Annotated in this window: 22 protein-coding genes; 10 read left to right on the forward strand and 12 right to left on the reverse strand. The window is 71.6% G+C overall.

Going from position 1 to position 25,091, the window contains the following annotated elements:
* Nucleotides 1–2: 2 nt before the first annotated feature.
* Genes MT346_RS10300 through MT346_RS10310 form a run of 3 tightly spaced genes read left to right on the forward strand, consistent with a single transcriptional unit; the run spans nucleotide 3 to nucleotide 2,508 of the window.
* Nucleotides 3–410 carry a YrdB family protein gene (locus MT346_RS10300; protein WP_243562971.1) on the forward strand — a complete coding sequence of 136 codons (408 nt, stop codon included), beginning with the start codon at nucleotides 3–5 and terminating at the stop codon, nucleotides 408–410.
* Nucleotides 407–1,609 (forward strand): N-acetylglucosamine-6-phosphate deacetylase, encoded by a 1,203-nt coding sequence (nagA, locus tag MT346_RS10305; RefSeq protein WP_243562972.1) that lies wholly within the window; start codon nucleotides 407–409, stop codon nucleotides 1,607–1,609. Before MT346_RS10300 ends, nagA begins: the two co-directional genes overlap by 4 nt.
* Nucleotides 1,609–2,508: a phosphotransferase gene (locus MT346_RS10310; protein ID WP_243562973.1), complete on the forward strand. Its 900-nt coding sequence runs from the start codon at nucleotides 1,609–1,611 to the stop codon at nucleotides 2,506–2,508. The genes nagA and MT346_RS10310 overlap by 1 nt, the downstream gene beginning before the upstream one ends.
* Before the next feature lie 30 nt (nucleotides 2,509–2,538).
* Here the strand turns inward: MT346_RS10310 and MT346_RS10315 are convergent, their stop codons facing one another.
* Nucleotides 2,539–4,995 (reverse strand): GH92 family glycosyl hydrolase, encoded by a 2,457-nt coding sequence (locus tag MT346_RS10315; protein WP_243562974.1) that lies wholly within the window; start codon nucleotides 4,993–4,995, stop codon nucleotides 2,539–2,541.
* 91 nt (nucleotides 4,996–5,086) lie between these two features.
* Here MT346_RS10315 and MT346_RS10320 point away from each other — a divergent pair, with 91 nt between their 5' ends.
* Nucleotides 5,087–6,268 carry a MalY/PatB family protein gene (locus tag MT346_RS10320; protein ID WP_243562975.1) on the forward strand — a complete coding sequence of 394 codons (1,182 nt, stop codon included), beginning with the start codon at nucleotides 5,087–5,089 and terminating at the stop codon, nucleotides 6,266–6,268.
* Nucleotides 6,269–6,272: 4 nt separating this feature from the next.
* On the opposite strand, the gene nagB is transcribed toward MT346_RS10320, so the two are convergent.
* Nucleotides 6,273–7,058 carry a glucosamine-6-phosphate deaminase gene (nagB, locus tag MT346_RS10325; RefSeq protein ID WP_243562976.1) on the reverse strand — a complete coding sequence of 262 codons (786 nt, stop codon included), beginning with the start codon at nucleotides 7,056–7,058 and terminating at the stop codon, nucleotides 6,273–6,275.
* Between the two features lie 97 nt (nucleotides 7,059–7,155).
* Here nagB and MT346_RS10330 point away from each other — a divergent pair, with 97 nt between their 5' ends.
* Together MT346_RS10330 and MT346_RS10335 are read left to right on the forward strand one after the other, a co-directional pair.
* Nucleotides 7,156–8,613, forward strand: a complete 1,458-nt coding sequence (locus tag MT346_RS10330; protein ID WP_243562977.1) for a hypothetical protein — start codon at nucleotides 7,156–7,158, stop codon at nucleotides 8,611–8,613.
* Nucleotides 8,614–8,702: 89 nt separating this feature from the next.
* Nucleotides 8,703–9,182, forward strand: coding sequence for an NUDIX domain-containing protein (locus MT346_RS10335; RefSeq protein ID WP_243562978.1), 480 nt, complete (start codon nucleotides 8,703–8,705; stop codon nucleotides 9,180–9,182).
* Nucleotides 9,183–9,186: 4 nt separating this feature from the next.
* On the opposite strand, the gene MT346_RS10340 is transcribed toward MT346_RS10335, so the two are convergent.
* From MT346_RS10340 to MT346_RS10355, 4 genes are all read right to left on the reverse strand, one after another.
* Nucleotides 9,187–10,257 carry an ABC transporter ATP-binding protein gene (locus MT346_RS10340; protein ID WP_243562979.1) on the reverse strand — a complete coding sequence of 357 codons (1,071 nt, stop codon included), beginning with the start codon at nucleotides 10,255–10,257 and terminating at the stop codon, nucleotides 9,187–9,189.
* Entirely contained in the window at nucleotides 10,254–11,036 is a 783-nt protein-coding gene (locus MT346_RS10345; RefSeq protein WP_243562980.1) for an ABC transporter permease, read from the reverse strand. The genes MT346_RS10340 and MT346_RS10345 overlap by 4 nt, the downstream gene beginning before the upstream one ends.
* 107 nt (nucleotides 11,037–11,143) lie before the next feature.
* Complete coding sequence (locus tag MT346_RS10350) at nucleotides 11,144–12,121, reverse strand: ABC transporter permease subunit (protein ID WP_243562981.1); 978 nt, start codon at nucleotides 12,119–12,121, stop codon at nucleotides 11,144–11,146.
* Nucleotides 12,122–12,126: 5 nt separating this feature from the next.
* Nucleotides 12,127–13,275: an ABC transporter substrate-binding protein gene (locus MT346_RS10355; protein ID WP_243562982.1), complete on the reverse strand. Its 1,149-nt coding sequence runs from the start codon at nucleotides 13,273–13,275 to the stop codon at nucleotides 12,127–12,129.
* 175 nt (nucleotides 13,276–13,450) lie between these two features.
* Here MT346_RS10355 and MT346_RS10360 point away from each other — a divergent pair, with 175 nt between their 5' ends.
* Entirely contained in the window at nucleotides 13,451–13,888 is a 438-nt protein-coding gene (locus MT346_RS10360; RefSeq protein ID WP_243562983.1) for a YdeI/OmpD-associated family protein, read from the forward strand.
* Between the two features lie 117 nt (nucleotides 13,889–14,005).
* Here MT346_RS10360 and MT346_RS10365 read toward each other — a convergent pair whose 3' ends face one another.
* From MT346_RS10365 to MT346_RS10390, 6 genes are all read right to left on the reverse strand, one after another.
* The gene (locus MT346_RS10365) at nucleotides 14,006–14,695 is read right to left on the reverse strand and encodes a histidine phosphatase family protein (RefSeq protein WP_243562984.1); all 690 of its coding nucleotides are present in this window, start codon (nucleotides 14,693–14,695) and stop codon (nucleotides 14,006–14,008) included.
* A 210-nt stretch (nucleotides 14,696–14,905) separates the two neighbouring features.
* Nucleotides 14,906–18,028, reverse strand: a complete 3,123-nt coding sequence (locus MT346_RS10370; RefSeq protein WP_243562985.1) for a glycoside hydrolase family 38 C-terminal domain-containing protein — start codon at nucleotides 18,026–18,028, stop codon at nucleotides 14,906–14,908.
* Nucleotides 18,029–18,062: 34 nt separating this feature from the next.
* On the reverse strand, nucleotides 18,063–18,965 hold the full coding sequence (locus tag MT346_RS10375) for a carbohydrate ABC transporter permease (protein ID WP_374202521.1): 903 nt from the start codon (nucleotides 18,963–18,965) through the stop codon (nucleotides 18,063–18,065).
* A gap of 2 nt (nucleotides 18,966–18,967) precedes the next feature.
* Nucleotides 18,968–19,918 carry a carbohydrate ABC transporter permease gene (locus MT346_RS10380; protein ID WP_374202522.1) on the reverse strand — a complete coding sequence of 317 codons (951 nt, stop codon included), beginning with the start codon at nucleotides 19,916–19,918 and terminating at the stop codon, nucleotides 18,968–18,970.
* Between the two features lie 107 nt (nucleotides 19,919–20,025).
* Entirely contained in the window at nucleotides 20,026–21,381 is a 1,356-nt protein-coding gene (locus tag MT346_RS10385) for an extracellular solute-binding protein (protein WP_243562986.1), read from the reverse strand.
* A gap of 294 nt (nucleotides 21,382–21,675) precedes the next feature.
* The gene (locus MT346_RS10390) at nucleotides 21,676–22,929 is read right to left on the reverse strand and encodes an ROK family transcriptional regulator (protein WP_243562987.1); all 1,254 of its coding nucleotides are present in this window, start codon (nucleotides 22,927–22,929) and stop codon (nucleotides 21,676–21,678) included.
* A gap of 107 nt (nucleotides 22,930–23,036) precedes the next feature.
* Here MT346_RS10390 and MT346_RS10395 point away from each other — a divergent pair, with 107 nt between their 5' ends.
* From MT346_RS10395 to MT346_RS10405, 3 genes are read left to right on the forward strand one after another with little or no spacing between them, the layout of a single operon-like run.
* Nucleotides 23,037–24,197 (forward strand): DedA family protein, encoded by a 1,161-nt coding sequence (locus tag MT346_RS10395; RefSeq protein ID WP_243562988.1) that lies wholly within the window; start codon nucleotides 23,037–23,039, stop codon nucleotides 24,195–24,197.
* A 46-nt stretch (nucleotides 24,198–24,243) separates the two neighbouring features.
* Nucleotides 24,244–24,696, forward strand: coding sequence for a GNAT family N-acetyltransferase (locus tag MT346_RS10400; RefSeq protein ID WP_243562989.1), 453 nt, complete (start codon nucleotides 24,244–24,246; stop codon nucleotides 24,694–24,696).
* Nucleotides 24,696–25,049: an MGMT family protein gene (locus MT346_RS10405; RefSeq protein ID WP_243562990.1), complete on the forward strand. Its 354-nt coding sequence runs from the start codon at nucleotides 24,696–24,698 to the stop codon at nucleotides 25,047–25,049. Before MT346_RS10400 ends, MT346_RS10405 begins: the two co-directional genes overlap by 1 nt.
* Nucleotides 25,050–25,091: the final 42 nt, after the last annotated feature.

The following is a 25,091-nucleotide window of genomic DNA, read 5'->3' on the forward strand; positions in this document are numbered from 1 at the left end:
GCATGAGCAACGCCCCGCAGTCCCCGGTGGACTGGTCGGACACCCCGGATCCGCACGACGACGCCCCGTCCCGCCCCCGGGTCGACTTCTGGAGCGTGCTGCGCGTGGCCGTGTACGTGGCCGGGCTGCTGTCCCTGGCGACGTGGGGGTACTACGCGTGGCCGTTCCCGATGCCCGGGCTGCTGTTCGTGATCGGTGCGCCGCTGTTCGCCGCGGTGGTGTTCTTCCTGTTCCGCTCGACGCGCTCGCCGATCGAGACGGACATCGTGGGCAAGACCATCGTCGAGGTCGCGCTCATCGTCGCCGCCGGTGGCGCCTGGATCTCGATCGGTCACCCCGTGGTCGGCCTGGTCTTCGTCCTGGTCGCCGCCACCTCCGGCGTGGTCACCTTCCGTCGGGAGACGCGGTGAGCGCGGGCGACGAAGCGGCGGTCGGCCTGGAGGCACGCAGCACCCTGGTCCGCGCCGCGCACCTGGTCGACGTGGCCGGCTCCACCGCCGACGGCTGGGTCCTGCTCGTCGGCGACACGATCCACGCGGTCGGCTCCGGCACCGACGCCCCCACGGCGGACCAGCTCGTCGACCTCGGCGACGCGACGCTCGTCCCCGGCTTCGTGGACCTGCACGGGCACGGCGCCGGCGGTGCCGCGTACGAGGACGACGCCTTCGGGGCCGCTCTGGCGGTGCACCGGGCGCACGGGACGACCCGCTCGGTCCTGAGCCTGGTCGCGAACCCGGTGCCCGCGATCACCGCCACGCTCGACCACATCCGGTCCGTGATGGCCACCGACCCGCTGATCGTCGGCGTGCACCTCGAGGGGCCGTTCCTGTCGCCGGACAACAAGGGCGCCCACAACGAGCACTTCCTGGTGCCGCCGACCCCGGCCGACGTCGATGCCCTGCTCACCGCGGGCGACGGCATCGTGCGGCAGGTCACGATCGCGCCCGAGCTGCCCGGTGCCCTCGACGCGATCCGCCGCGTGCACGCTGCCGGGGTCGTCGCCGCCGTCGGGCACACCGTCGCCACGCTCGACCAGGCCCGCGCGGGCTTCGACGCCGGCGCCACGGTCCTGACGCACGCGTTCAACGCCATGCCCGGGCTGCACCACCGCGCACCGGGGCCCATCGCGGCCGCGGTCGCCGACGACCGGGTGACGCTCGAGCTCATCCTGGACGGCGTGCACGTGCACCCCTCGGTCGCCCGGGTGCTGCTGCGTGCGGCACCGCACCGCGTCGCGCTCATCACCGACGCGATGGCCGCAGCCGGGTCTCCCGACGGCGCGTACACGCTCGGGTCGCTGGACGTCACCGTGACCGACGGTGTCGCGCACGTGGCGGGGACGGACACCATCGCCGGGTCGACCCTGACGCAGGACGTCGCGCTGCGCATGGCGGTCGAGCAGGCCGGCATGTCCCTGCCCGATGCCGTGGCCGCGCTGACGAGCATCCCCGCGGCGGCGATCGGGCTCGGGGAGCGGCTGGGTCGCCTCGCGCCGGGCCATGCCGCGGACCTGGTCGCGTTGTCGCCCGCGCTCCGGGTGCAGCGCGTCTGGGGTGCCGGCCGCGAGCTGCCCGTCGCGGACGCATCCGACGGGTCCGACCGCCCGTGATGCACGACGGCGAGCTGGCGGTCGACGCCGACCGGGTCCGTCGTCTCGTCGAGCACCAGTTCCCGGCGCTGGGCGGCCGTCCGGTCCGTGCGCTGCCGCTGGCGGGGACGGTCAACGCGGTCTTCCGGCTCGGCGACGACCTGGCCGTCCGCTGCCCGCTCCACCCCGGCGACCCGGACGCGGTCCTCGCCACGATGCAGCACGAAGCCGACGCCGCACGGGAGTTCGCGGGCATCGCCGGGCTGCCGACGCCCGAGCTGGTCGCGATCGGCGCACCGGGCGAGGGCTACCCGCTGCCCTGGACCGTGCACACCTGGATCCCCGGCGACGTCGGGACGCCCGCCGGAGCGGCACACAGCACGGCGTTCGCCCGGGACCTGGCCGCACTCGTGCTGCGGGTCCACGCGGCCGACACGGGCGGGCGTTCCTTCGCCGGCAGCGGCCGCGGCGGGCACCTGCCCGACCACGACGCGTGGGTCGCGGAGTGCCTCGCACGCAGCGGCGGACTGCTGCCCGTCGACCGGGTGCGGCTGCTGTGGGAGCGGCTCCGTGTGCTGCCCGAGCCGGGACGGCACGTGATGACGCACGGCGACCTGATCCCGGCGAACGTGCTGGTGCGGGGCGACCGTCTGGCCGGGGTGCTCGACGCGGGCGGCACCGGACCGGCGGACCCGGCGCTCGACCTGGTCGCCGGGTGGCACCTGCTCGACGCCGATGCCCGCACGGTGTTCCGCGGGGTGACCGGCAGCGACGACGTGGAGTGGTCGCGCGGGGCGGCGTGGGCGCTCGAGCAGGCCCTGGGGCTCGTCTGGTACTACCGCGACACGAACCCGACCATGCACGCACTGGGGCGCAGCACGCTCACACGCCTGCTCGCAGCCCCCGAGCTCACCGGCTGAGCACGACGGCCCCGCCGAGGACCAGCGCGCTCACCGATCCCGCGGCCGGTCCCCCGGCGCCGTCGCCCACGACGTGTCCGCCGTCGCACCGACCCGCAGCGACAGCGTGCCCCCGCGGGTGACGAACGACGACGGCACCCACGACTGCCGGAGCGTGCGGCCGTCCAGCTGGGCGCCCTGCACGAACGTGTCGGTCCCGGACGACCGGATGCCGATCCGCTGCCCGCTCGAGCGTCGGATGTCGACCGTCGAGAACGTCGGGCTCGACACGATCATGTCGGCCCGCCCGGGTGTCTGCGGGTACAGCCCGATCGAGGCGAACACGTACCAGGCGCTCATCGTGCCCAGGTCGTCGTTGCCGGGCAGCCCACCCGGGCCGGTGCCGTACGCGTCGTCGACGACCCGGCGGACGGTCTCCTGCGTCTTCCAGGGCTGGCCGAGCGCGTTGTACATCCACGGCGTGTGGATGTCGGGCTCGTTCGTCGGGTCGAACTTCGTGGCGTCGCCGCCGGTGACCGCGAACGCCCCCGAGTCGTCGTGGAAGAACGTGTCGAGCCGCGCCACGGCAGCGGCGTCCCCGCCGAGCGCCTGCGACAGGCCCCGCACGTCCTGCGGCACCAGCCAGGTGTACTGCGCGCTGGTCCCCTGTGCGAACCCGACGCCGGTCGAGGGCGACCAGTCCGGCGCCCACGACCCGTCGGCCTGGCGTGCGGCCTGGTACCCGACGGCCGGGTCGAACGTGTTCTTCCAGTACTCCCCGCGGGTGGCGAACATCCGCGCGTCGGACCGCAGCCCGAGCGACGATGCCCAGGACCCGAGCGCGCTGTCCGAGATCGAGTCCTCGAGGGTCTCGGCGGCCCCACCCCAGCAGTGGCAGTCGTCGTTCGCGGCGTACTGGCGCTGCAGGTACTGGTCGAGCCCCGGTCGCTGTGCCAGGCACTGCCCCGGGCACCCGATGTCACTGAGCGCGTCGGCGTTCTGCGTCGTCGCCTGGGTGCGGAGCGACCTGTACGCGGCTCGGACGTCGAAGTTCCGGACGCCCATCGCGTACCAGGTGGCGAGTGTCGCGGCCGAGGGGTCACCCGTCATCACGTGGGTCGGTGCGCCGAGGTGCAGCCACCGGTCCCACACGCCGCCGTTCTGCTGGGCGAACCGCAGCATCGACTGGGCCATGTCCCCGGCGACGTCCGGCCGCAGCAGCGCGAGCAGCTGGATCTGTGCCCGGTACTGGTCCCACCCGGAGTAGGTGCCGTAGACCGCACGGTGTCCGGGGTCGATGCGGTGCACGCGCTGGTCCGGCCCGAGGTAGCGGCCGTCACGGTCGTTGATCGTGTTCGGCTGCATCAGCGCGTGGTAGACGGCGGTGTACAGCTGGGTGGTCCGCTCCGGTGTGCCACCGCCGACCCGGATGCGCGACAGCTCCTGGTTCCACGACGCCCGGGTCGCCGCCGCCACGCTGTCGACGCTCGCGCGCCGGCCGATCTCGCCGTCGCGGTTGGCGACGGCACCGGCTGCGCTGACGTACGAGATGCCGACGCGGGCGTGCACCGTCGCACCGCGACGCGCGTCGAAGCCGACCCATGCGCCGGAGCCGCGTCCGGCACGGTCGGCCCCGGTCAGGTACCCCTCACCACCGGAGACGTGCGTGCCTCCAGGCTGGACGGTGCCGTCCTTCCAGGTGCCGGTGCTCGCGAAGTCGCGGTCGAAGGTCGCCGTGAAGTACAGGCGGTAGTAGCTGCGGCGGTCGGGGTTCGTCGCGCCGCCGCCGTTGGCGCGGCGGCTGCAGAAACCGCCGGTCAGGACGCTGCCGCTGACGGTGCGGGTGCGGGGGTCGACGCTGGTGGTGGCGTCCTCGCTGCCGTTGATCGAGTTCGAGGTGCGGAACAGCAGGTTGGCGGCCTCGCCGGCGGGGAAGGTGAACGCACCGATGCCCGCGCGGGTGGTGACGGCCAGGTCGGTGCGGACCCCGTTGTCGAGCTGGACGCCGTAGCGGCCGGGGCTGGCGGACTCGTGGTCGTGGGAGTAGCCGGCCGCGTAGACGGCGTCGGTGGTGTCCGCTGACGGCGAGGTCGTCACGGCGGTGGTGACCGGCATGATCGGCACGTCCCCGGCGGCACCGGGTGCGCAGCCCGCACCGTTGAGGTGCGTCAGGCTGAACCCGCGCAACCGGTCGACGTCGTACGAGTAGCCGTTCGCGACGGGTGTCGACGTCTGGTCGCCCGCGGTGCCGGTGGGGCTCCATGCGACCATCCCGAACGGCGCGGTCGCGCCGGGCCAGGTGTTGCCGTCGTGGCTGGTCCCGATGAACGGGTCCACCGATGCGGCGGGGTCGGTGACCGGCCGGGAGGCCGTGGTCACCCCCGTCGCACCGGCTGCGGTGGCCGGCGGGGTCACGACCACGGCGCCCAGCAGCGCGACGGCGACGGCCGCTGCGGCGAGCGGGACCGGACGGAGGAGCGGGCGACGGTGCACGCGGGGACGGTTCACGCCGGTGACGCTAGCCCCCTCGGACGGGGGACGGTCACCCCGTCACGGACCGGACGTCCGGATTTCACCTGACATGCACCAGGATGAGCGCATGAGCGTCATGGTCTCCCTCTTCGATGCACGCCGGACCCGAACGAGCGAGAAGTACACCGCGTACCCGCCGGACGTCCTGCCGATGTTCGTGGCCGAGATGGACAGCATGCTCGCCGAACCCGTCCGCGAGGCCCTGGCGGCGGCCGTCAGCGCGGGCGACACCGGGTACGTCGGGCACGGCCGGGCACTCCCCGAGGCCTTCGCCGACTTCGCCGGCGACCGCTGGGGCTGGCAGGTGGACCCCGACCTGGTCCGCACCACCACGGACGTGTCGGTCGCGGCGGTCGAGACGCTCCGCCGGGTGATCGAGCCGGGCGACCAGGTCGTGATCATGCCGCCCGTGTACCCGCCGTTCTGGGACTACGTGACCGAGGCCGGCGGGTCCGTCACCGAGGTCCCGCTCCTGCCGCCTGAGGGCCCGGCCGACCCGTTCGACACCACGGCCGGGTGGCAGATCGACCTGGACGGCATCGGGCGCGCGTTCGCCGAGGGTGCCCGCACGGTGCTGCTCTGCAACCCGCACAACCCCCTGGGGCTCGTGCACGACCGCGACTCCCTCGCTGCCCTGGCGCGGCTCGCAGCCGAGTGGGACGCCGTCGTGATCGCCGACGAGATCCACGCGCCGCTCACCCACGCCGACGCGACCTTCACCCCGTTCCTGGACTCCTGCCCCGAGGCGGCCGCGGTCGGCGTCGCCCTGACCAGCGCGAGCAAGGCCTGGAACCTGGCGGGCACCAAGTGCGCGCTGATGGTCGGCGCCTCGGACCGGGCACGCGCGTGGTTCGACGGGATGCCCGCCGAGGTCGTCGAGCGCACCGGGATCCTCGGCTACACGGCCAGTGTGGCGGCGTTCAGCGAGGGTGGGCCGTGGCTGGCGTCCCTGCTCGCCGAGCTGGCCGCGAACCGGCGCATCCTGGCCGAGGAGCTCGGCGACGCCCTGCCCGGGGCCGAGCACCGGCAGCCGCAGGCCTCGTACCTGTCGTGGATCGACCTGCGGGCGCTGCCGTGGGGCGAGGACCCGGCAGCCGTGCTGGTCGAGCAGGCGAAGGTCGCGCTGGCCAGCGGACCGGCCTTCGGACGGCAGGGTCGCGGCTTCGCCCGACTCAACTTCGGGTGTTCCGAGGAGACCCTGCGCGAGGGGCTGTCACGGCTGCGGGACGCGTCCACCGCCCGCAACTGAGGGCCTACGCGAAGCGCTGCCACTCCGGCTTGTGGTCGTACGTGTACCGGTAGTAGTCGGCGAGCCGCAGCTCGGCCGCGGCTGCCTCGTCGACCACGACGGTGGCGTGCTCGTGCAGCTGCAGCGCGGAGCCGGGCACGAACGACGACAGCGGCCCCTCGACGGCCGCGGCGATCGCGGCGGCCTTGGACGCCCCCTGCGCGACGAGCACCAGGTGCCGGGCTTCGAGGATGGTGCCGAGGCCCTGCGTCATGCAGTGCGTCGGGACCTGCTCGGGGGTGTCGAAGAACCGGGCGTTCGCTTCGCGCGTCGACGGCGCGAGCGTCTTGATCCGGGTGCGGGACGCGAACGACGACGTCGGCTCGTTGAACCCGATGTGCCCGTTCGCGCCGATGCCCAGGATCTGGACGTCGATGCCACCCGCGGCACGGATCGCGGCGTCGTACTCCTTCGCCGCGAACGCCAGGTCCGAAGCGCGTCCGTCGGGCACGCGGACCCGGCTGGGCTCGAAGCCGAGCGGGGCGACCACGTCGCGGGCGATGACGCTGGCGTAGGACTCGGGGTGTTCCAGCGGGATGCCGACGTACTCGTCCAGTGCGAAGCCGCGCGCCTGGGCGAAGCTGATCTCGCCGGCATCGACGCGACGACGCAGGTCGGCGTAGATGCCCTGCGGGCTGGACCCGGTCGCCAGGCCGATCACGGCGGCGGGCTTCTCGGTGACGACGGACGCGATCTTCGCCGCGGCGACCCGACCGACCTCGGCCGGCGTGGGCAGGATGATGATCTCCACGCTCCCAGCCTACTGGTCATGACCACTGCGACGGAAGCGGTCCGGTCGACGTTGTCATCGCACTCGGGATGACGCCAGTTGGTATTTCGTATTCTGCATGGACCTGCCCATCGACCTGGAGCACCACTTCATGCAGAAGCCCCGCAAGTACATCCCCACCGCCCTGGCCGCCGCCGCACTCGCTGCCGTCGCCGCCGGCAGCCTGCTCGCGCCGGCCGCCGCGAACGCCGCCGAGTCGCCCGAGGCCCCGATCATCCAGACCGCCCTGTTCGGCGGCGACACCGTCGACATCGCCCCGGGGTACCTGACCGTCGACGACTCTGCTGCGATGTCGTTCGGCGTCAGCACCGGGAAGGTGACCTCGGGCACGATGACCGTCCGCGACACCGACGGCAGCCCGCTCTGCACGGCGCCGATCAGCCTGTCGTCCGGCCAGGGCTTCGCGCTCTGCGCCACCGACGCGCCGCTGTCCGTCGGTGAGCACTCGGTCACGGCCGTCAGCGGGTCCGACGTCGGCACGTCCGCGGCCTCGCACGCCCTCGACGTGACGGTCGTCGCGTCCGACGACGCCGAGACGCCTGGCGACGGCGGCGAGCAGCCCGGCGACGGGCAGCCCGGCGGCGAGCACGCTCCGGCCGCACCGGAGTACGTCCTCGGCGACACCTCCGGCGACCGCCAGCAGGTCTTCCTGGCGAACGCGCCCGCCCTCGGCAACGGCAACAGCGGCTCGAACCACGCCGTGATCCGTGACGCCGGCGGCGCCGTCGTGCAGGACCGCTCGTGGAACGGCCCGCTCGGTGACCAGGGGCTGGGCGTGTGGCTGGTCGCGCCGCACGGCGAGAAGACGGTCTACACCGCCGAGTACACGACCGCTGCGGGCACCTCCGCTCGCACCGAGGTGGTGCTGGAGCGCGCGTCCGCCGACCTGCCGGCACCGAAGCTCCCCTTCGAGCCGCACGTCGCCGGCAGCCGCGTCGTCTTCGACGTCTACGGCGTCGCGGGAGCGACCCTGACGTTGACCGACAGCGACGGCTCGACCAAGACGGCGACGTTCGGCAGCGCCGGCCTGGCGCAGGTCATCGGCACCGTCGCGACGAACAGCGACAACGCGTACTCCATGGTGCAGTCGAAGGACGGCCAGACCTCGGCGGCGCTGACCCAGCACGTCGACACCCGCACCGACGGTGGCCAGCCCGGTGACGGCGGCCAGCCCGGTGACGGCGGCCAGCCCGGTGACGGCGGCCAGCCCGGTGACGGCGGCCAGCCCGGTCAGGGTGACGTCGTCACCGCGCCGACCCTGGTCTCCGGCCACGTGCTGAACGACCTGAAGCGCGCCGAGGTCCAGATCGCCGTCGACCCTGCCGACGTCCGCAAGCCGAACGCGTTCTTCGTCTTCACGGACGAGGACGGCACCGTGACCCGCGTGCCGATGCACGACAAGTGGGAGTACACCATCAAGGTGTCGACCCCGAAGTCGCAGGAGATCACGGTCGTCAAGGAGATCGACGGCAAGCGATCGGCTCCGAGCGCGATCACGATCCGCGGGCGCGAGTAGCCCCCCACCGGCACACGCAGGACGGCGGGACACCACCACGGTGTCCCGCCGTTCGGCGTTCGGCGTTCGGGCGCCGGTAGCGTTGCGGCATGCCCACTCCCGAGTTCGTCCTGGCCCTGCGCGAGAAGATCGGCACCGACCTGCTCTGGCTGACCGGGGTCACGGCGGTGGTCACCCGCGGCGACGGCGACGACCGCGAACTGCTGGTCGTCCGACGCGCGGACACCGGGGCACTCACCCCCGTGACCGGCATCGTCGACCCCAGCGAGGAACCCGCGGTCGCCGCCGAGCGCGAGGTGCTCGAGGAAGCCGACGTGGTCGCCGTCGCCGAACGGCTGGCAGGGGTGCGGACCCTGCCGGAGATGACCTACCCGAACGGTGACCGAGCGCAGTACCTCGACCTGGTGTTCGCGTGCCGCTGGGTGTCCGGCGAACCGTTCCCCGCCGACGGCGAGAACACCGAGGCCTTCTGGGCGCCCGTCACGGCGCTGCCCGCGATGTCCGCGGACATGCGCGAGCGCGTGCGGATCGGCCTGTCCGACGACCCGCGGGCGCACTTCCGACGCTGACGCCCTACGCGATCGGGGCGATGGCGACGGGCGCGCCGAGCAGCCGGATCGCGACGGCGTCGCCGGTCGACCGGCGGTCCCCGACCTCGTGCTGCACCGTCACGATGGTGTCGTCGTCGAGCCGCAGGGTGGTGCGCCGGATCGAGCCGAGGAAGCTCGACGACACGACGGTGCCGGTGACGCCCTCGGCAGCGAACGCGATGTCCTCCGGCCGGACGTAGGCCAGCACGGGGCCGTCCGCCACCGTGGGGTCGAGTGCCGGCACCCGGAACCCGTACACGAACACGTCGCCGCCACGCAGGTCGCCCCGCAACCGGTTCGACTGCCCGACGAAGTCCGCCGTGAACGCCGATGACGGCGCGCGGTAGAGCTCCTCGGGCGTGCCGATCTGCTCGATGTTGCCCGCGTTCATCACCGCGATCCGGTCCGAGACGGCGAGCGCCTCCTCTTGGTCGTGGGTGACGAACACCGTCGTGATGCCGAGGTCGGTCTGGATGCGGCGGATCTCCTCGCGCAACGAGACCCGGACCTTGGCGTCGAGCGCCGACAGCGGTTCGTCGAGCAGCAGCACGCGCGGGCGGGTGACGAGCGCACGGGCGAGTGCCACGCGCTGCTGCTGCCCACCGGAGAGCTGGTGCGGGAACCGGTCGGCGAAGTCGGCGAGGTGCACCATGTCGAGGGCGTCGACGACCCGTTCGCGGCGGGCCGCAGCCGGCACACGGCGCATCTCGAGGCCGAACGCCACGTTCTGCCGCACGGTCATGTGCGGGAACAGCGAGTACTGCTGGAACACCATGCCCATGTCCCGCTTGTTCGCCGGGGTGCTCGCGACGTCCTCGCCGTCGATGCGGATGGCGCCGGCGTCGATCGCCTCGAGCCCGGCCAGTGCCCGGAGCGCGGTCGTCTTGCCGCAGCCGGACGGGCCGAGGAGCGACAGGAACTCGCCGGGTTCGATCCGCAGGGACAGGCCGGTGAGGGCTCGGTGGGTGCCGTAGCGCTTCTCGACGGCGTCGAGCTCGACGACGGCGCCGGTGCCGGACAGGGATGCGGGGGCAGCGGGTGCGGTGGTGGTCATGCGGGGTCCTTGGGGTGGGGACGACGGACGCGCGTGCGGCGCTGCCCGATCCGGCCGATGGCGACGAGCAGCACGAAGCCGAACACCAGGGCGCCGAGCGAGAAGATCGCCGCGACGTACGGGTCGGTCCCCTGCACCAGGAGCAGTGCCGTCTGGAAGGTGGTGCGGGAGAGGAACGACGCCAGGGTGTACTCACCGAGGACGACGGTGATCGTGAGGAAGCACGCGGCCAGGATCCCCCGTCGCAGGTTCGGCAGGAGCACCCGCCACGTCACCGTCCACCACGAGGCCCCGAGGGACCGGGCGGCCTCGGTCAGCGTGATCATGTCCATCGCGGTGATGGCGGCGGAGATCGGACGGAACGCGAACGGCAACGCGATGATGCCGATCGCGAAGGACAGCGTCCAGGCGCCGGAACCGAACACCTGGGCGACGACCTGGTACACGGGCACGAACCCGACGACCAGCACGACGACCGGCACGGTGATCGGCACCAGGCAGACGAACTCCAGGATGCGTCGGAGCCGCGGGTGGTGCAGCGCGGTGATGACCTGGGCGGGCAGCAGCACGAGCAGGACGATCGCGACGGCGATGACCGCGATCACGAGCGACGCGCCGAGGCCGTCGAACACGGGCTGGTAGGTGCCGGCGTTCGCCGGGTCCGCGATGGCCGTGTAGTGGGTCGTCGTCAGGCTGCCGTCGGTGCCCTGGCGGAAGGTGAACTGCGCCAGGGCGACCAGCGGGACGGCGAAGACGAGTCCGACGACGACCAGGACCATCGCTGCGGTGCCCCGTGACGGGGCCGCGCCGAACCGCGGGACGCGAGCAGGGCCTCCAGACCGGACGGACCGGATGGACCGGGCCGGACGTGCCGGCGCTCCCGCGCTCATCGCTGCCACCGGGCGGCGCGACGCTGCAGCAGCGAGTACGCGCCCATCACGACCGCCATCACGACGACCATGCCGAGGGCCAGGACACCGGCCACGTTCTGCAGGCCGATGAGCGTCTCACTGGTGAGCTGCGCGCGGATCGTCAGCGGGACGATGCCGCCCTGCGAGATGAGTGCCGCGGCGGTCGCGAACGACGAGAACCCGTTCGCGAACAGCAGCAGCAGCGATCCCCAGAACGCCGGCGCGAGCACGGGCAGGGCCACGCGACGCCAGTACGTGGCGCGCGATGCTCCGAGGGTCGCGGCGGCCTCACCCCACTGCGTCTTGACGCCCTCGAGTGCCGGCATGAACGTCAGGACCATCAGCGGTACCTGGAAGTAGACGTACGGGATCACCAGCCCGGGCACCGTGTACAGGAAGGCGCCGTCGGCGTTGAGGTCCCAGTGGAAGGTGGAGACGAGCCACGCCGTCACGAGTCCCTGCGTGCCGATCGTCGCGATGAACGCGAACGCCAGCATCACGCCGCCGAACTGGGCCAGGACGCTGGCGGCGGAGTCGATCATCGACCGGACGATGCCGTCCGGCCGGAGCGCGGCGAGCGCCCAGCACACGACGGCACCGATCACGGCACCGATCACGGCGGAGGCCGCGGACAGCCCGAACGAGCCGCCGAAGGCCCGCAGCACGCTGGGGTCGCGGAACGCGGCGAGGTTCGCGAGCGTCAGGTGCCCCGACGCGTCGAAGAACCCGGACCCGACGGCCAGGACCGCGGGGACGGCGAGGAAGAGCAGGACGTACGCGGCGAACGGGGTCAGGCCGAGCCACGCGATGCCGCCGCGGCGCCGGACACGGGGTCCGGCGTCGCGGCGGGCGGTGGCACCGGCGCCCTCGGCCCGGGTCGCGGTCGCCTGCTCGCCGGAGACGAGGGTGGCGGCCGGGACCCCGGCCGCACCGGGCGCCGATGCGGTGGTCATGCTGGTCAGGACCCCATCGTCGAGGACCACTTGGCCGCCAGGACCTTGGCGGCAGCGGTGACCTGGTCGTCGCTCAGCTCGACGTAGTCCTTCGGCGCGCCACCGGCGGCCTCGAGTGCGTCCTTGTCGACCTTGCCCGACTTCTCGAGCGCGGCGAGGGTCGACGGGAACGCGCCGGCCTGCAGGTAGAGGTTCTGCGCCGTGGCGCTGGCGATGTACTCCTGCCACAGGCGTGCGGCCGCGGGGTGCGGGGCGTCCTTGTTGATCGCCTGCGAGTAGTAGGAGCCGAGCGCCTGCCCCTCGGGGACGACGGTCTTCCAGTGCTTGTTGCCCGACGCGCCGGCGTCCGGACCCCAGGCCAGGTTGTTGTAGGACCACTGGATGACGACCGGGGTCTCGCCCGAGGCGACCGTGGCCTGCGACGGCAGGACGTTCTGGAAGTTGCCGGCCTGCTTGAGCTTGCCGAAGTAGTCGACGCCCTTGGTGATGTCGTCGGCCGAGCCACCGTTCTCCAGCGCCGCCAGGTACACCGCGCTGGCGGCCTGGTTCGCCTGGGTCGGGTCACCGGCGATCGAGACCTTGCCCTTGTACTCCGAGCCGAGCAGGTCCTTCAGGTCCTTCGGGGCGTCCGTGATCTTGCTGGAGTCGTACCCGATCGACATCAGGCCCGTGTAGTCGCGGGTCCAGGCGCCGTCCTTGTCCTTCAGGTTCGTGGGGATGTCGTTCCAGTTCGCGACCTTGTAGTCTGTCAGCAGGTCGAGGTTCTGCTGCAGCACCGCGTTGCCCAGGTCGAGCACGTCCGGTGCGGTCGACTGGCCCTTCTGCGACTTCACGGCGGCGACCTCGTCGGCGCTCGACCCGTTCGGGTTCGCCGAGTTGATCGTGATGCCGTACTTCTGCTTGAAGCCGTCGATGATCTTGCCGTAGTTCGCCCAGGTCGGCGGGAGCGCGATCACGTTGAGCTGTCCCTCGGCCTTGGCGGCCTTGACCAGGGCGTCCATGCCGCCGGCGGACTGGGCGCTCGTTGCGGTCTTCCAGGCGGCGGCGCCGCTGCTGCTGCCGGTCGAGGCCGAGCTCGTCGCCGAGCAACCGGCGAGGGTGACCACTGCGGCGGCGGCGAGGGCGATGCCGGCCAGGGTGCGCTTGTTCTGCACGGAGAGTGCCTTTCGGGTGCGTTCGGGGACCCTGGGGTTCGGGTTCTGGATGATCGTGGACGCGGCCGGTATCCGGCTCGTGGTGCAGTGGTGAACGCTGGCGGAACAGGCGGTGCGGTTGTACGGTTCCTCACGACGCGGCGGTCGCCGCTTCGGGCTCGGTCTGGAGGCCCGGGTGCAGTTCACGACGACGGTCCTGCAGGCGCGACAGACGGCGACCGGGTTGCCGGTCCCGCCCGAGGTCATCGATGCGTTGGGTGCGGGGAAGCGCCCGGCCGTGGTGGTCACGCTGGACGGTGGCTACACGTACCGCTCCACCGTGGGGGTGATGGGCGGGCAGTTCCTGGTCCCGTTGTCGGCAGCGCACCGTGCGGCGTCCGGGGTCGCTGCCGGGGACACGGTCCAGGTCACGCTGGACGTCGACGATGCGCCGCGCGCGGTGTCCCTGCCCGAGGACCTGGTGGCCGCGATGGACTCGGCGGGGGTGCGGCCGGCGTTCGACGCGCTGTCGAACTCGCGGCAGCGGGCGCTGGCCGATCCGGTGGAGCAGGCGAAGGCCGCGGAGACCCGGCAGCGCCGCATCGACAAGGCCGTGGAGTCGCTCCGGGGTTGACGGGGCCCTTCCGGCGAAGGATGTGGAATCGCGCGTTGTCGGTCGGAAGTTCGGACCACCTCCGCGCGAAACGACTTCCTGTGTGGGCCGCCGCGGGTCTCGCGAGACCGGGCTTGGTCAGGCCAGGTGGGCGACAGCGGAGAACTCGACGAGGGTCCAGGGCTGGCCGAGCCCCGCGCGACCCAGTCGGGTCAGGGACGCGTTGCCGACCGGGTTGGTGGCCGTGAACTCCGTCAGGGCCGCTTCGTCGAGGTCCAGGCACACCGCCACGGCCAGCGTCACCACGACGTCGTGCGCGGCGATGACCAGGCGCGCGGGGCCGTCGACGCGGTCGATGTCCACGAAGACCGACCGCAGCCGGGCCTGGACGTCGACCCACGACTCGCCGCCCGCCGGCCGGTGGTAGTACTTGCCGAGCCGCTGTCGGCGTTCGTCCTCGTCCGGATGGCGGTTCGCCACGCCGCGCAGCGTGTGGCGCTCGAGCACGCCGAGCTCTCGGTCGCGCAATCGCTCGTCGACCCGTCGCGGCGGCTTGTCGACACCGCCGGCCTGGATCGCGATGTCGATCGTCTGCTGCGCCCGGAGGAAGGGCGACACCCACAGCGCGACCGGCACCGAGCCCATGCCCCGTTCGGCGAGCTCGGCACCGAGGGCTCTCGACTGCTGCTCACCGAGGGGGCTGAGCGGCACGTCGGGGTCGCGCTGTTCGATCGCGATCAGGTCGTCACCGGCCGCCTCGGCGCGCTCGGCAGCGACGTTCGCAGTGGACTCGCCGTGACGGACGAGCCAGATCTCGGTGACGGGCATGCGCCCACGCTAGGCCCCTGGGATCAACCGACCACCAGGCGGCGGAGAGTCGAAACGCGCGTGGTCGGTCGGGAACTCCGTCCCACCACGCGCGATCCGACCCCCTGCGCGCGATTCGACTTCCTCCGCGCCACATGCACCCCGGGCCTGCCAACCCGGCGTGCAGCACGACGCCGGACGGACGCACCCGTGTCCGTCCGGCGCCGCGGTCTATGCCCGCCGCACCCGCAGCGTGACGATCTCGAACGGGCGGAGCGTCATGACGACGGGCTCCCCCGCGTCCCACGACGGACCGAGCGGCCGCTCGAGCAGGTCGACCTGCTCGACCGACGCGACCGCGAACCCGAAGTCGACGCCGACGTCGGTCGCCCGACCACCGAGCGCCTCGTACAGGCGCACGACGACGTCGCCGGAACGGTCCTCGGCCAGCTTGACGGCCTCGACCAACACCTGCGGCGACGACACCACCACGAGCGGCGAGACCTCGGCCGACCCCGCCACCGACCGCACCGGCAGGTTGAGCCGGTAGCCCGAGTCCGCGGCGTCGAGCACCGACGCCCCGATGCGCAGCACCGTGCGGAACACGTGGTGCCCCTGGTCGGCGTGCGGGTCCGGGAACGTCGGGCCGCGCAGCAGCGACTCGCGGACCAGGGTGGTCGTGCCCCCGTCCGGTCGGGTCGCCCGGGTGATGTCGTGTCCGTAGGTGGAGTCGTTCGCCACCGCGACGCCGAACCCGGGCTCGGCGACGTGCACCCAGCGGTGGGCACTCGTCTCGAACCGGGCGAAGTCCCACGACGTGTTCTGGTGCGTCGGTCGGTCGATGTGGCCGAACTGGATCTCGCTCGAGGCGACGGACGCCCGGACGTCGAGCGGGAACGCCAGCTTCAGCAGCTTCTGCTGCTCGTGCCAGTCGACCTCGGTCTCGACGACCAGCTCGGGTTCGCCGGCGACCGCGGAGTACCGGGTCGTGACGGTCGACGACCCGACCGAGCGGACCACGACGACCGTCGAACCCTCGATCGCGACGGACGACGCGGCCAGCGGGGACCCGTTGCGCTGGTAGGCGCGGTCGATGTCCCACGCCTCCCACTGGTTCGGGGTGTCGCGGAACACCGTGTACTCGGCACCGGCGCCGCCGGGGGCGATCGCGTCGCGGCCGGTTACGTGCTCGACGAACGACATGACGTGGCCGGCCGCGTCGATGGTCGCCACGACCGCACCGGTGTCGAACACGAAGCCGTCACCGTGCGGGACGGGAGGCACGGCCTGCGCCTCCGGACCGACGGAACCGCCCAGGGCGGTTGCGTGTCCCGCCGTGACGGGCGAGGCGTTGAACCGCACGACCGACCCGCTGGTGGCGGAGCCGCCGACGGCGTCACCGGAGGGTGCGTCGAGCAGGCCGGTGCCCGACGACGCCGTGGCGCCAGAGGACAGGGCTCCGGACGACCGTGCCCCGGCGAGCGCTGGCGCACCGCCGTTCGCGAGCGCGGTGGTGGCGGCACCGATCAGCCCCTCGAGGGTCTCGGCGACCAGGCGGTAGTTCTCCTCGGCGTTCTCGTAGACCCAGGCGATCGAGGACCCCGGCAGGATGTCGTGGAACTGCTGCAGCAGGACGGTGTGCCAGGCCTGCTCGAGCTCGTCGTACGGGTAGTCGAGCCCCAGCCGGACGGCAGCCGTCGCGGCCCACAGTTCGGCCTCGCGCAGCAGGTGCTCCGAGCGACGGTTGCCCTGCTTGGTCCGGATCTGGGACGTGTAGGTCCCGCGGTGGAACTCGAGGTACATCTCCCCCGACCACACACCGGGCACGGGCAGCTCCTGCTCGAGCTGCTCGAAGACCTGCGCCGGGGTGCCGAGCGTGACGCGCGGTGATCCGTCGAGGTCGTGTTGGCGGCGGGCAGCGGCGACCATCTCACGCGTGGGACCGCCGCCACCGTCGCCGAAGCCGTACAGCAGCATCGACGTGTTCGCGGTGCCGCGCTCCTTGTTCCGTCGCTCGCCGCGGTGCAGGTCGGCGGGCGAGACGTCGGAGTTGTAGGTGTCCGCGGGCGGCAGGTGCGTCAGGATGCGCGAGCCGTCGATGCCCTCCCAGTGGAAGGACGTGTGTGGGATGACGTTCGTCTCGTTCCACGAGGGCTTCTGCGTGACGAACCACTTCGACCCCGCGGCGCGGACGATCTGCGGCAGCGCTCCGGTGTACCCGAACGAGTCCGGCAGCCACGCCTCGGGGGTGTCGACGCCGAACTCCTCGAGGAAGAACCGCTTGCCGGCGACGAACTGCCGCGCGAGCGCTTCGCCGCCGGGCAGGTTCGTGTCCGACTCGACCCACATGCCGCCCACGGGGATCCAGCGCCCCTCGGCGACGCGCTGCTTGATGCGCGTGAAGACCTCCGGGTACTCGTCCCGGATCCACGCGTACTGCTGCGCGGACGAGCACGCGAACGTGAAGTCGGGGTCACGGTCCATCAGGTCGAGCACGTTCGAGAACGTCCGGGCGCACTTGCGCTTCGTCTCGCGCACCGGCCACAGCCAGGCGGAGTCGATGTGCGCGTGCCCGACGGCGATCGCGTGGTGTGCGGCCTGCGACGCGGGGACGGCGAGCACGGGCGCCAGGACCTGACGGGCGGCGGCGGCCGTGCCGGCGACGTCGTCCGGGTCGAGGGCGTCCGCCGCGCGTTCGAGGGACCGCAGGATGTCCGCGCCGCGGGTGCCGTCGGTCGGCAGTTCTGCCATCAGCCCGCGCAGCACCCAGAGGTCCTGCTGCAGTTCCCAGACGGTGTCGTCCCGCTCGACGACCTGCAGGGCCGCAACGCGGTAGATCGGCTGGTCACCGGCGGTCGAGCGCGACCCGAGCGGTGTCGCGCCCTGGAACGAGTCGCCGCCGATGTCCGGGTTCGCGCCGGCCTCGATGTACAGCTCGAACGACTCCCCGGGGCCGACGGCCAGCGGGACGGCGTTGTTGCGCGGCTCGATCGCCTTGATCGTGCTGCCGTCCGGTCGGTACGCCAGCCCCTCGGCCTGGAAGCCGGGGTGCCGCTGGGTGAAGCCGAGGTCGACGAACAGCTCGGCCGTCGTGCCCTCGGCGGTGCCGAAGTCGGCGGGGACGGTGCCGGTGACGTGGAACCAGGTGGTCCCCCACGGGCGGACGCCCCAGGGGTCCCCGACCGAGAACGGTGCGAAGTCCTGGGCGACGGCGGTGGCGAACGGCACGGGCTCGTCCGGCACGTCCCACGACGTGACGGTGACGGGCGCGGAACGACGGTGGACCGCGGGGTCGACGCGATCGCGCACCAGGCGGGCGATCCGGGCTTCGACGAGGGGTTCGTCCTTGTGCATGGAGCAGGTTCCTTCCGAGGAGAGCGCTGACGCGCTAGCCCTTGAGACCACCGGCGAGGGCGTTGCCCCCGCCGAGGCCGCGGGACACGATCACGTAGAGCGCGATGACGGGCACGGAGTACACGATCGAGAACGCGGCGAGCTGGCCGTAGGCGACCGCACCGTTCTGACCGAAGAAGTTGAAGATGCTGACCGCGGCCGGCACCTTGTCCGGCGAGAGCAGCAGGACGAACGGGACGAAGAAGTTCCCCCACGCCTGGATGAACACGAAGATGAACACCACGGCGATGCCCGGGCGCATCAGCGGGACCACGATCCGGGTCAGCGTCGTGAACATCGACGCACCGTCGGTCCACGCCGCTTCCTCGAGCGAGATCGGCACCGAGTCCATGAAGTTCTTCGCCATCCAGATCGCCATCGGCAGGCTGGTCGCGGCGAGGAAGAAGATGCATCCCCAGATGTTGTCGATCAGGTTGAGCGAGACGAACAGCGCGTAGACGGGCACCATCATCGCGGTGATGGGCAGGCCGGTGCCGAACAGGATGCTGTACAGGAACGGCTTGTTCACGCGCATCTTGTAGCGCGAGAGCGGGTAGGCCGCCAGCAGCGCGACGACCACCGTGACGACGGCGGTGCCACCGGACAGCAGCAGGCTGTTCGCGAGCGGGATGAACGACAGCTCGGGCGTCAGCACCTTGGCGAAGTTGTCGAGCGTGAACTGCGACGGCACCTTCACCGACAGCGAGGCCTGGGCGTCGAGCGAGGCGAACACCAGCCACAGCAGCGGCACGGCGAAGCACACCGCGATCACGAGCAGCACGATGTTGGCCACCCACCGCATGGTGCGGCCGCGCGGCGAGGTCATGTGCAGGGCACCGGGTGCGGTGACCGAGCGGGTCGCGTTGGACACGGGACGGTCGGGAACGGTGATCGCCATGGTCAGTCCACCTCCGGCTTCAAGGCCTTGATGTAGATGATCGAGAAGACCGCTCCCACCACGAGCAGGATGGTCGCGATCGCGGTCCCGAAGCCGAGCTGCGAGAACTTGAACGCCTCTTGGTAGGCCAGGATCGGCAGCGTGGACGAGTTCGTCCCCGGCCCACCCCCGGTCATGACGTAGATGAGCGTGAACACGGACAGCGTCTGCAGCGTGGTCAGCATGAGGTTGGTCGAGATGCTGCGACGGATGACCGGCAGTGTGATGTAGACCAGCCGCTGCCACCCGGTCGCACCGTCGACCTCGGCGGACTCGGTGATCTCCTCGGGGACCTCTTGCACGGCGGCCGAGTACACGAGCATCGAGAACGCGGTGCCGCGCCAGATGTTCGCCAGGATGATCGCGAGCATCGGGAACGTGTACAGCCAGTTCGCGCCCTTGATGCCGAACACCGACAGGAACTCGTTGAGCGTGCCCTGGTCGTTGAAGAACGCGTACGCGGCGAACGAGGCGACGATCTCCGGCAGGACCCAGGCCGCGACGACGAAGGTGCCGACGATCGACCGGACGACCTTGTTGGCCTCGCGCATGAGCAGCGCCAGGCCGAGGCCGAGCACGTTCTGCCCGACCACGGCCGAGGCGAACAGGAAGACGACGGTCAGGATGACCGACTTCGGGAAGTCGGGGTCCTGGAACAGCTCGACGTAGTTCTTCATGCCGACGAACTGCTGGTCCGAAGCGCCGACGCCGGTCAGCGCGGAGTTCGTGAACGACCCGTAGAACGACGAGATGACGGGGCCGACCAGGAAGACGATGAGCAGGACCACGGCGGGCAGCAGCGGGACCGCTCGCCCGGCGTTCCGGAGCGGGCGCCGCTTGCGCGGCACCGGTGGGTCGGTGCGCTTCGGCGCACCGGGCGTCGACAGCGTCGGCGCGAGGGGGGTGGTGGACACGGGTGGATGCCTTCCGGGTGCGGAGGGGGTTTCCGAAGGTGAGGGGGAACCGGACAGGAGGCTCGGGGCACGACGTGCGCCGAGCCTCCTGTCCGGTGGGTGGTGCGTCAGCCGGAGACGGTGTTCTTCTTGCCGACCGTCTGGACGACGGAGTCGTCGTAGGCGGCGGCAGCCTGCTTCGGTGTCTGCTGACCGGTCATCACGGACTCCATGGCGACCTGGACGGCGTTGGAGATCTGCGAGTAGTCACTCGTCGCCGGGCGGAAGTTGGTGTGTTCCACCAGCCCGGAGAAGAACTTGAACGTCGGGTTGGCGTCCGTGTACGCGGAGTCCTCGGCGACGTCCTTGCGGACGGCGATCTGGCTGTTCTCGGTGTCGTACTTCAGCGAGCCGTCCTTGTTGAGGAACGTCGAGATGAAGTCGAACGCGGCCTGCGGGGCCTTCGAGTTCTTGCCGACCGCCAGGGTCCAGCCGCCGGACATGCTGTTGTAGCCGGGCGACTGACCGTTCTGCGTCGGCATCGCTGCCTGACCCATCACGTCGTTCCACTCGGACCACGGCGCGGTGCCGGTCTTCAGCCACGTGCCGGACTGCCACGAGCCGTCCAGGTCGATCGCCAGCTGGCCCTTGGGCAGCCAGGTCTGGGCGATCGTGGTGCCGACGTTCGTGTCGAGCGCCTGCTGCGGTGTCGGGCCGAGGCCGCCCTGGTAGACGTCCTTGACGAACTGCAGCGACTCCTGGAACTGCTTGGAGCCGGTGACCCACTTCTTGTCCTTGTAGAGCGTGTTGCCGGAGCCGTCCGCCCCGTACAGCAGCATCTCGAAGCCCTGCATGGTCGAGGCTTCGCCCTGCGCCTTGCCGGAGTAGATGTTGAACGGGATGACGCCCGAGTCCTTCTCCTTGATGGTCTTCGCGGCGGCGAGCACGTCGTCCCAGGTCTTGGGCTGCCACGGGACGGGCAGGCCGACCTTCTTGAAGATGTCCTTGTTGTACCAGAGGGCCCGGGTGTCGGTGCCCATCGGGACGCCGTAGGTCTTGCCGTCCACGCCTTCGCCGGCCTGCTTGGCGTTGTCGTAGAACTGGTCCCAGTCCTTCCACTTCGCCGTGTACTTGTCCAGCGGCAGCAGGTAGCCGGCCTGGGCGTCGGCCTTGACCAGGAAGGTGTCCTCGTACATGACGTCGGGGGCCGTCGCGGGCGCCTTGTTCATCAGCGCGAGCTTCGTGTAGTAGTCGTTGCCCTGCGCCTGGATGGGGACGAGCGTGACCTTCTTGCCCGGGTTCGCCTTCTCGTACTCGGTCTTGACGGTCTTCATCTGGGCGTCGAGCTGCTGGAAGGCGCCGAACTTCTGGTAGGCGATCTTGATGGTGTCACTCGAGGCGGACCCCGAGCTCGAGCAGCCTGCCAGGCCCACAGCGGCGACTGCCACGGCTGCGAGTCCAGCGATGATGCGGGTGCGTTTCATCGGTGCTCCTTTGCACGGATCCGCGGGCTACCGTGCCCGCGCTGCGCAGTTAGTCCACCGTATTGACTTATTGCTTGTCAAGAGGGAATCGTCACGGTTCGGCAGCAGTCCGGTTCCCGCGTGGTCGGTCGATCCGCGCGTGGTCGGTCGATCCGCGCGTTGGTGGTCGGGAGTTCTCCCGCACCACGCACGATCCGTCCTGCCATCACCGGTGGTGTGGGAAGGAACGGACTGGAGGCCCGGTGCCAGCTGGCACCGGACCTCCAGTCCGTCAGACGGTCACGCAGCGCCGCCTCAGCGCCGGATCAGCAGCGCGCTCGCCCGCGGCGACAGCGCGGCGTCGAGCACCAGGCACGCCGCCCCGACAGCAGCCACGTCGGCTCCGCGGTCGGTCTCGACGACGGTGACGGGGTGCTTCGGGACCAGGATCGGCGACCCGGTGATCGCCTGGCGGGCGGCCGGCAGCGCCGCCGCGGCGATCCGTGACCAGAACGGTCCCCCGAACACGACGCGGTCGATGTCCAGCAGGTTGACGATGACGACGGCGGCGCGGCCCATCACGGTGCCGGCTTCGGCGGCCAGTGCGGTCGCGGTCGGGTCACCGGAGTCGATGGCCGCGGCCAGGTCGTCCCACGCCCGGTCCACCGCGCCGGCGTCGTCAGCGACCGGCACCCCACCTGTCAGGTCCAGGCCCCGCGTCGCAGCCAGGCGCACGAGCCGCTCGGGAGCGACCGCCGCACCGACTTCACCACGGTCCCCGTTGCCGTCCGGCGTCCCGGCGAGCGAGCCCTGGTCGACCATGAGGTGCCCCGCGTCGCCGGCGTTCGCCCCGGTCCCGCGCACGGGTTCGTGATCGACGACCAGTCCCACGCCGAAGCCGGTGCCGAAGTAGACGAACGCGAAGTTCCGCGCCGAGGACTCCCCCGCCAGGAACATCTCGCCGACGGCCGCGGCGGTGACGTCCTTCTCGAGCAGCACCGGGTGTCCGGTCGCCTCGGCCAACGCGTCGCGCAGGGGCACCCCGCGCCACCGCGGCAGGAACGGCGGGTCCACGACGATGCCCGCGTTGACGTCGATCGGTCCGGGGCTGGCGATCCCGACACCCAGGACGGCGTCCGGGTCGACCTCGGCCGACGCGACGAGCCCGTCGATCGCGGACGCCATCGTCCGGATGACCTGGTCGGGGTCGTCGGCGGTCGGGGTCGAGGTCGTCGTCGACGCCACCACGGTCCCCGCCAGGTCGAGCAACACGTACGTGACGACCGCGGGGTCGACGTGCACCCCGACGGCGAACCGGCTGCCCGGTTCCAGCCGCAGGATCGTCCGGGGCTTGCCCCGACCCGACACCACCGTGCCGGACTCGACGATCATCCCCGCGTCGATGAGGAACCGTGTGACGTTCGAGACGGTCTGTGCGCTGAGACCCGTGCGGCCAGCGAGCTCGACGCGACTCAGCCCGTCCGGTGAGCGGCGGACGGCGTCGAGCACGACCGTCCGGTTGAAGCCGCCGATCGACGGCAGGTTCGCGCCGCGTCGGTGTTCCGCCATGTCTGGACCCTACCGCGCAGCCGCGCGACCGAATGGTCCCCGGGTACCACGACGGAACGACGCCGGAACGACACCGCCGGAGCCCGTGCGCGGATACCGTTCCCGCCATGGACATCCTCTCCTGGCTCACGAACAGCGCCGACCAGATCCCCGAAGCCGTCCGGTGGCTGGTCGCGGCGGGGTTCGCGGCACTCGAGGTCCTCGGGCTCGGCCCCTTCGTCCCGGGCGAGATCGCGGTGCTGCTGCTCGGCGCGACCTTCGACAGCATCGTCGGTGCGATCGTGCTCGTCGTCGCGGTGACGATCGGCGCCTCGGTCGGCGATCACGTGCTGTACTTCCTGGGCCGCCGGTTCGGCAGCGGCATCCGCGACCGGAAGTTCGTGCAGCGTCTGGGCGTCGAGCGGTGGGACGCGGCCATCGGTGTGGTGGAGCGGCGCGGCGCGATGGCGATCATCGCGACACGGCTGGTGCCCGTGATCCGCACGCTGACCCCCCTCGCCGCGGGGACTGCCAAGCTCCCGCAGGCGCGGTTCACGACGGCCTCGCTCATCGGCAGCCTGACGTGGGCGCTGCTCTGGGGCGGCTGCGGGTTCCTGCTGCAGTCGTCGATCGCGGCGGCGCAGGCAGCACTCGGCAACGTGACGTGGATCGTCGCCGGGGTGATCGCGGCCGTGGTCGTGCTGGTCGTCGGGTTCCGCGCCGCACGGAAGCGCGGACTGCTCCCCGAACACCTCGAACGACGCACCGTGCTGTCCTGGTCGGTCGTCGGCGTGAGCGTGCTGCTCGTGGTCCTCGGCGTCGTCAGCCAGGGCGGGATCGACTTCGCCCCGTGGTCGATCCGCGTCCTCGGCGTCGTCACCGCGATCGCCGCAGCGGCGGTGGCCGTCATGTCGGCGCGCTCCGGACGTCCGGTCTGGAACGTCCTGGTCCCCTTCGTGGTGGTCGTCGGTGGCCTGGTCGGCGCGGCAGTGCACCACGGCATCCCGGCGTCGTTCGTCGTCGTCGTGACGGTCGTCCTCGCCGTGTGGGCCCTCGCGAGTCGCTCGACACGCACCGGCACCGCGGCGCTGGTGCTCGCCGGCCTCGGCACGGGCATCGACACGTGGCCGTGGGCCTGGGACGGCGGCTGGGCGGTCATCGGGTCGCTCGGCAGTCTCTGCCTGCTGGCGGCATTGGTCATCGGCACCGTGGCTGCGGTCGGGACGTGGCGCGACGTCGTGCTGGCGCGGTACGCGTCGGCCACGACCGCAGTCGATGCAGGAGTGTGACGGTCAGCGCTGGCCCCCGCACGGGTCGCACCGTTACCCTGACCGCATGACGGATCTCCGCCTCGAAGCACTCTCCGCTGCCACCGCCACGGCGGCCAACTCCCTGACGCTCAAGCCGGGGCAGGAGCAGTTCGTGCAGCCGACCACGTACGGCGTCGCCGAGTCGGACGTGAAGCCCAGTGCCTCGTGGCCCCGGGTCGTCCTCGACGGGGACGAGGTCGTGGGGCTCATCATCGGCAGTTTCGACGCCGAGAACCCGCAAGAGGAACTGCAGGCCTGCATCTGGCGCGTCAACGTCTCCGGCACGGCGCAGGGTCGCGGTGTCGGCCGGTTCGCCGTACACGGTCTGGCCGACGAGGCCCGCAAGCGCGGCTTCGAGCGCCTGACCGTCGTGTACGAACCCGGTGAGGGCTCACCCGAGGACTTCTTCGCGGCCGTCGGCTTCGAGGTCGTCCGCGAGACCCAGTACGGCGACCACTTCGCGGTGCTGACGCTGTAGTGGACCAGGACTTCGGCGCCGCGGTGGCCGACGTCGTCCGCTCGATCCCGTCCGGGCGGGTGATGACGTACGGCGACGTCGCCGCGGTCCTGGGGTCGCGCGCGTCGCGTGCGGTCGGCAAGGTGATGGCACACGAGGGCTCCGACCTGCCGTGGTGGCGCGTGGTGCGGTCCGGTGGGATGCCGCCGGTCCGCCACGAGGCACGCGCGCTGGAGCAGTACCGGGTCGAGGGCACGCCCCTGACCCAGGGCAGGACGACCTGGAGGCTCGACATGCGTCGAGCGCGCTGGTCGCCCGAGCTGGACGGCCCGCAGGGGCCGGTTGGTCACGAAGTGGTAACGGACGAGAACTGACCAAACCACTCCGGCAGGGGCGCCGAATCACTGTCACCAGCC

Origin of the sequence: Curtobacterium sp. VKM Ac-2922 (assembly GCF_022815645.1) — a bacterium.
Lineage (GTDB): Bacteria > Actinomycetota > Actinomycetes > Actinomycetales > Microbacteriaceae > Curtobacterium.

Excerpts from the sequence above, each read along its gene's own strand:
- MT346_RS10300 (WP_243562971.1), top strand. The coding sequence starts at position 3 with ATGAGCAACGCCCCGCAGTCCCCGGTGGACTGGTCGGACACCCCGGAT.
- MT346_RS10310 (WP_243562973.1), top strand. The coding sequence starts at position 1,609 with ATGCACGACGGCGAGCTGGCGGTCGACGCCGACCGGGTCCGTCGTCTC.
- MT346_RS10320 (WP_243562975.1), top strand. The coding sequence starts at position 5,087 with ATGAGCGTCATGGTCTCCCTCTTCGATGCACGCCGGACCCGAACGAGC.
- MT346_RS10330 (WP_243562977.1), top strand. The coding sequence starts at position 7,156 with ATGGACCTGCCCATCGACCTGGAGCACCACTTCATGCAGAAGCCCCGC.
- MT346_RS10335 (WP_243562978.1), top strand. The coding sequence starts at position 8,703 with ATGCCCACTCCCGAGTTCGTCCTGGCCCTGCGCGAGAAGATCGGCACC.
- MT346_RS10340 (WP_243562979.1), bottom strand. The coding sequence starts at position 10,257 with ATGACCACCACCGCACCCGCTGCCCCCGCATCCCTGTCCGGCACCGGC.
- MT346_RS10345 (WP_243562980.1), bottom strand. The coding sequence starts at position 11,036 with ATGGTCCTGGTCGTCGTCGGACTCGTCTTCGCCGTCCCGCTGGTCGCC.
- MT346_RS10350 (WP_243562981.1), bottom strand. The coding sequence starts at position 12,121 with ATGACCACCGCATCGGCGCCCGGTGCGGCCGGGGTCCCGGCCGCCACC.
- MT346_RS10365 (WP_243562984.1), bottom strand. The coding sequence starts at position 14,695 with ATGCCCGTCACCGAGATCTGGCTCGTCCGTCACGGCGAGTCCACTGCG.
- MT346_RS10370 (WP_243562985.1), bottom strand. The coding sequence starts at position 18,028 with ATGCACAAGGACGAACCCCTCGTCGAAGCCCGGATCGCCCGCCTGGTG.
- MT346_RS10375 (WP_374202521.1), bottom strand. The coding sequence starts at position 18,965 with ATGGCGATCACCGTTCCCGACCGTCCCGTGTCCAACGCGACCCGCTCG.
- MT346_RS10385 (WP_243562986.1), bottom strand. The coding sequence starts at position 21,381 with ATGAAACGCACCCGCATCATCGCTGGACTCGCAGCCGTGGCAGTCGCC.
- MT346_RS10390 (WP_243562987.1), bottom strand. The coding sequence starts at position 22,929 with ATGGCGGAACACCGACGCGGCGCGAACCTGCCGTCGATCGGCGGCTTC.
- MT346_RS10395 (WP_243562988.1), top strand. The coding sequence starts at position 23,037 with ATGGACATCCTCTCCTGGCTCACGAACAGCGCCGACCAGATCCCCGAA.
- MT346_RS10400 (WP_243562989.1), top strand. The coding sequence starts at position 24,244 with ATGACGGATCTCCGCCTCGAAGCACTCTCCGCTGCCACCGCCACGGCG.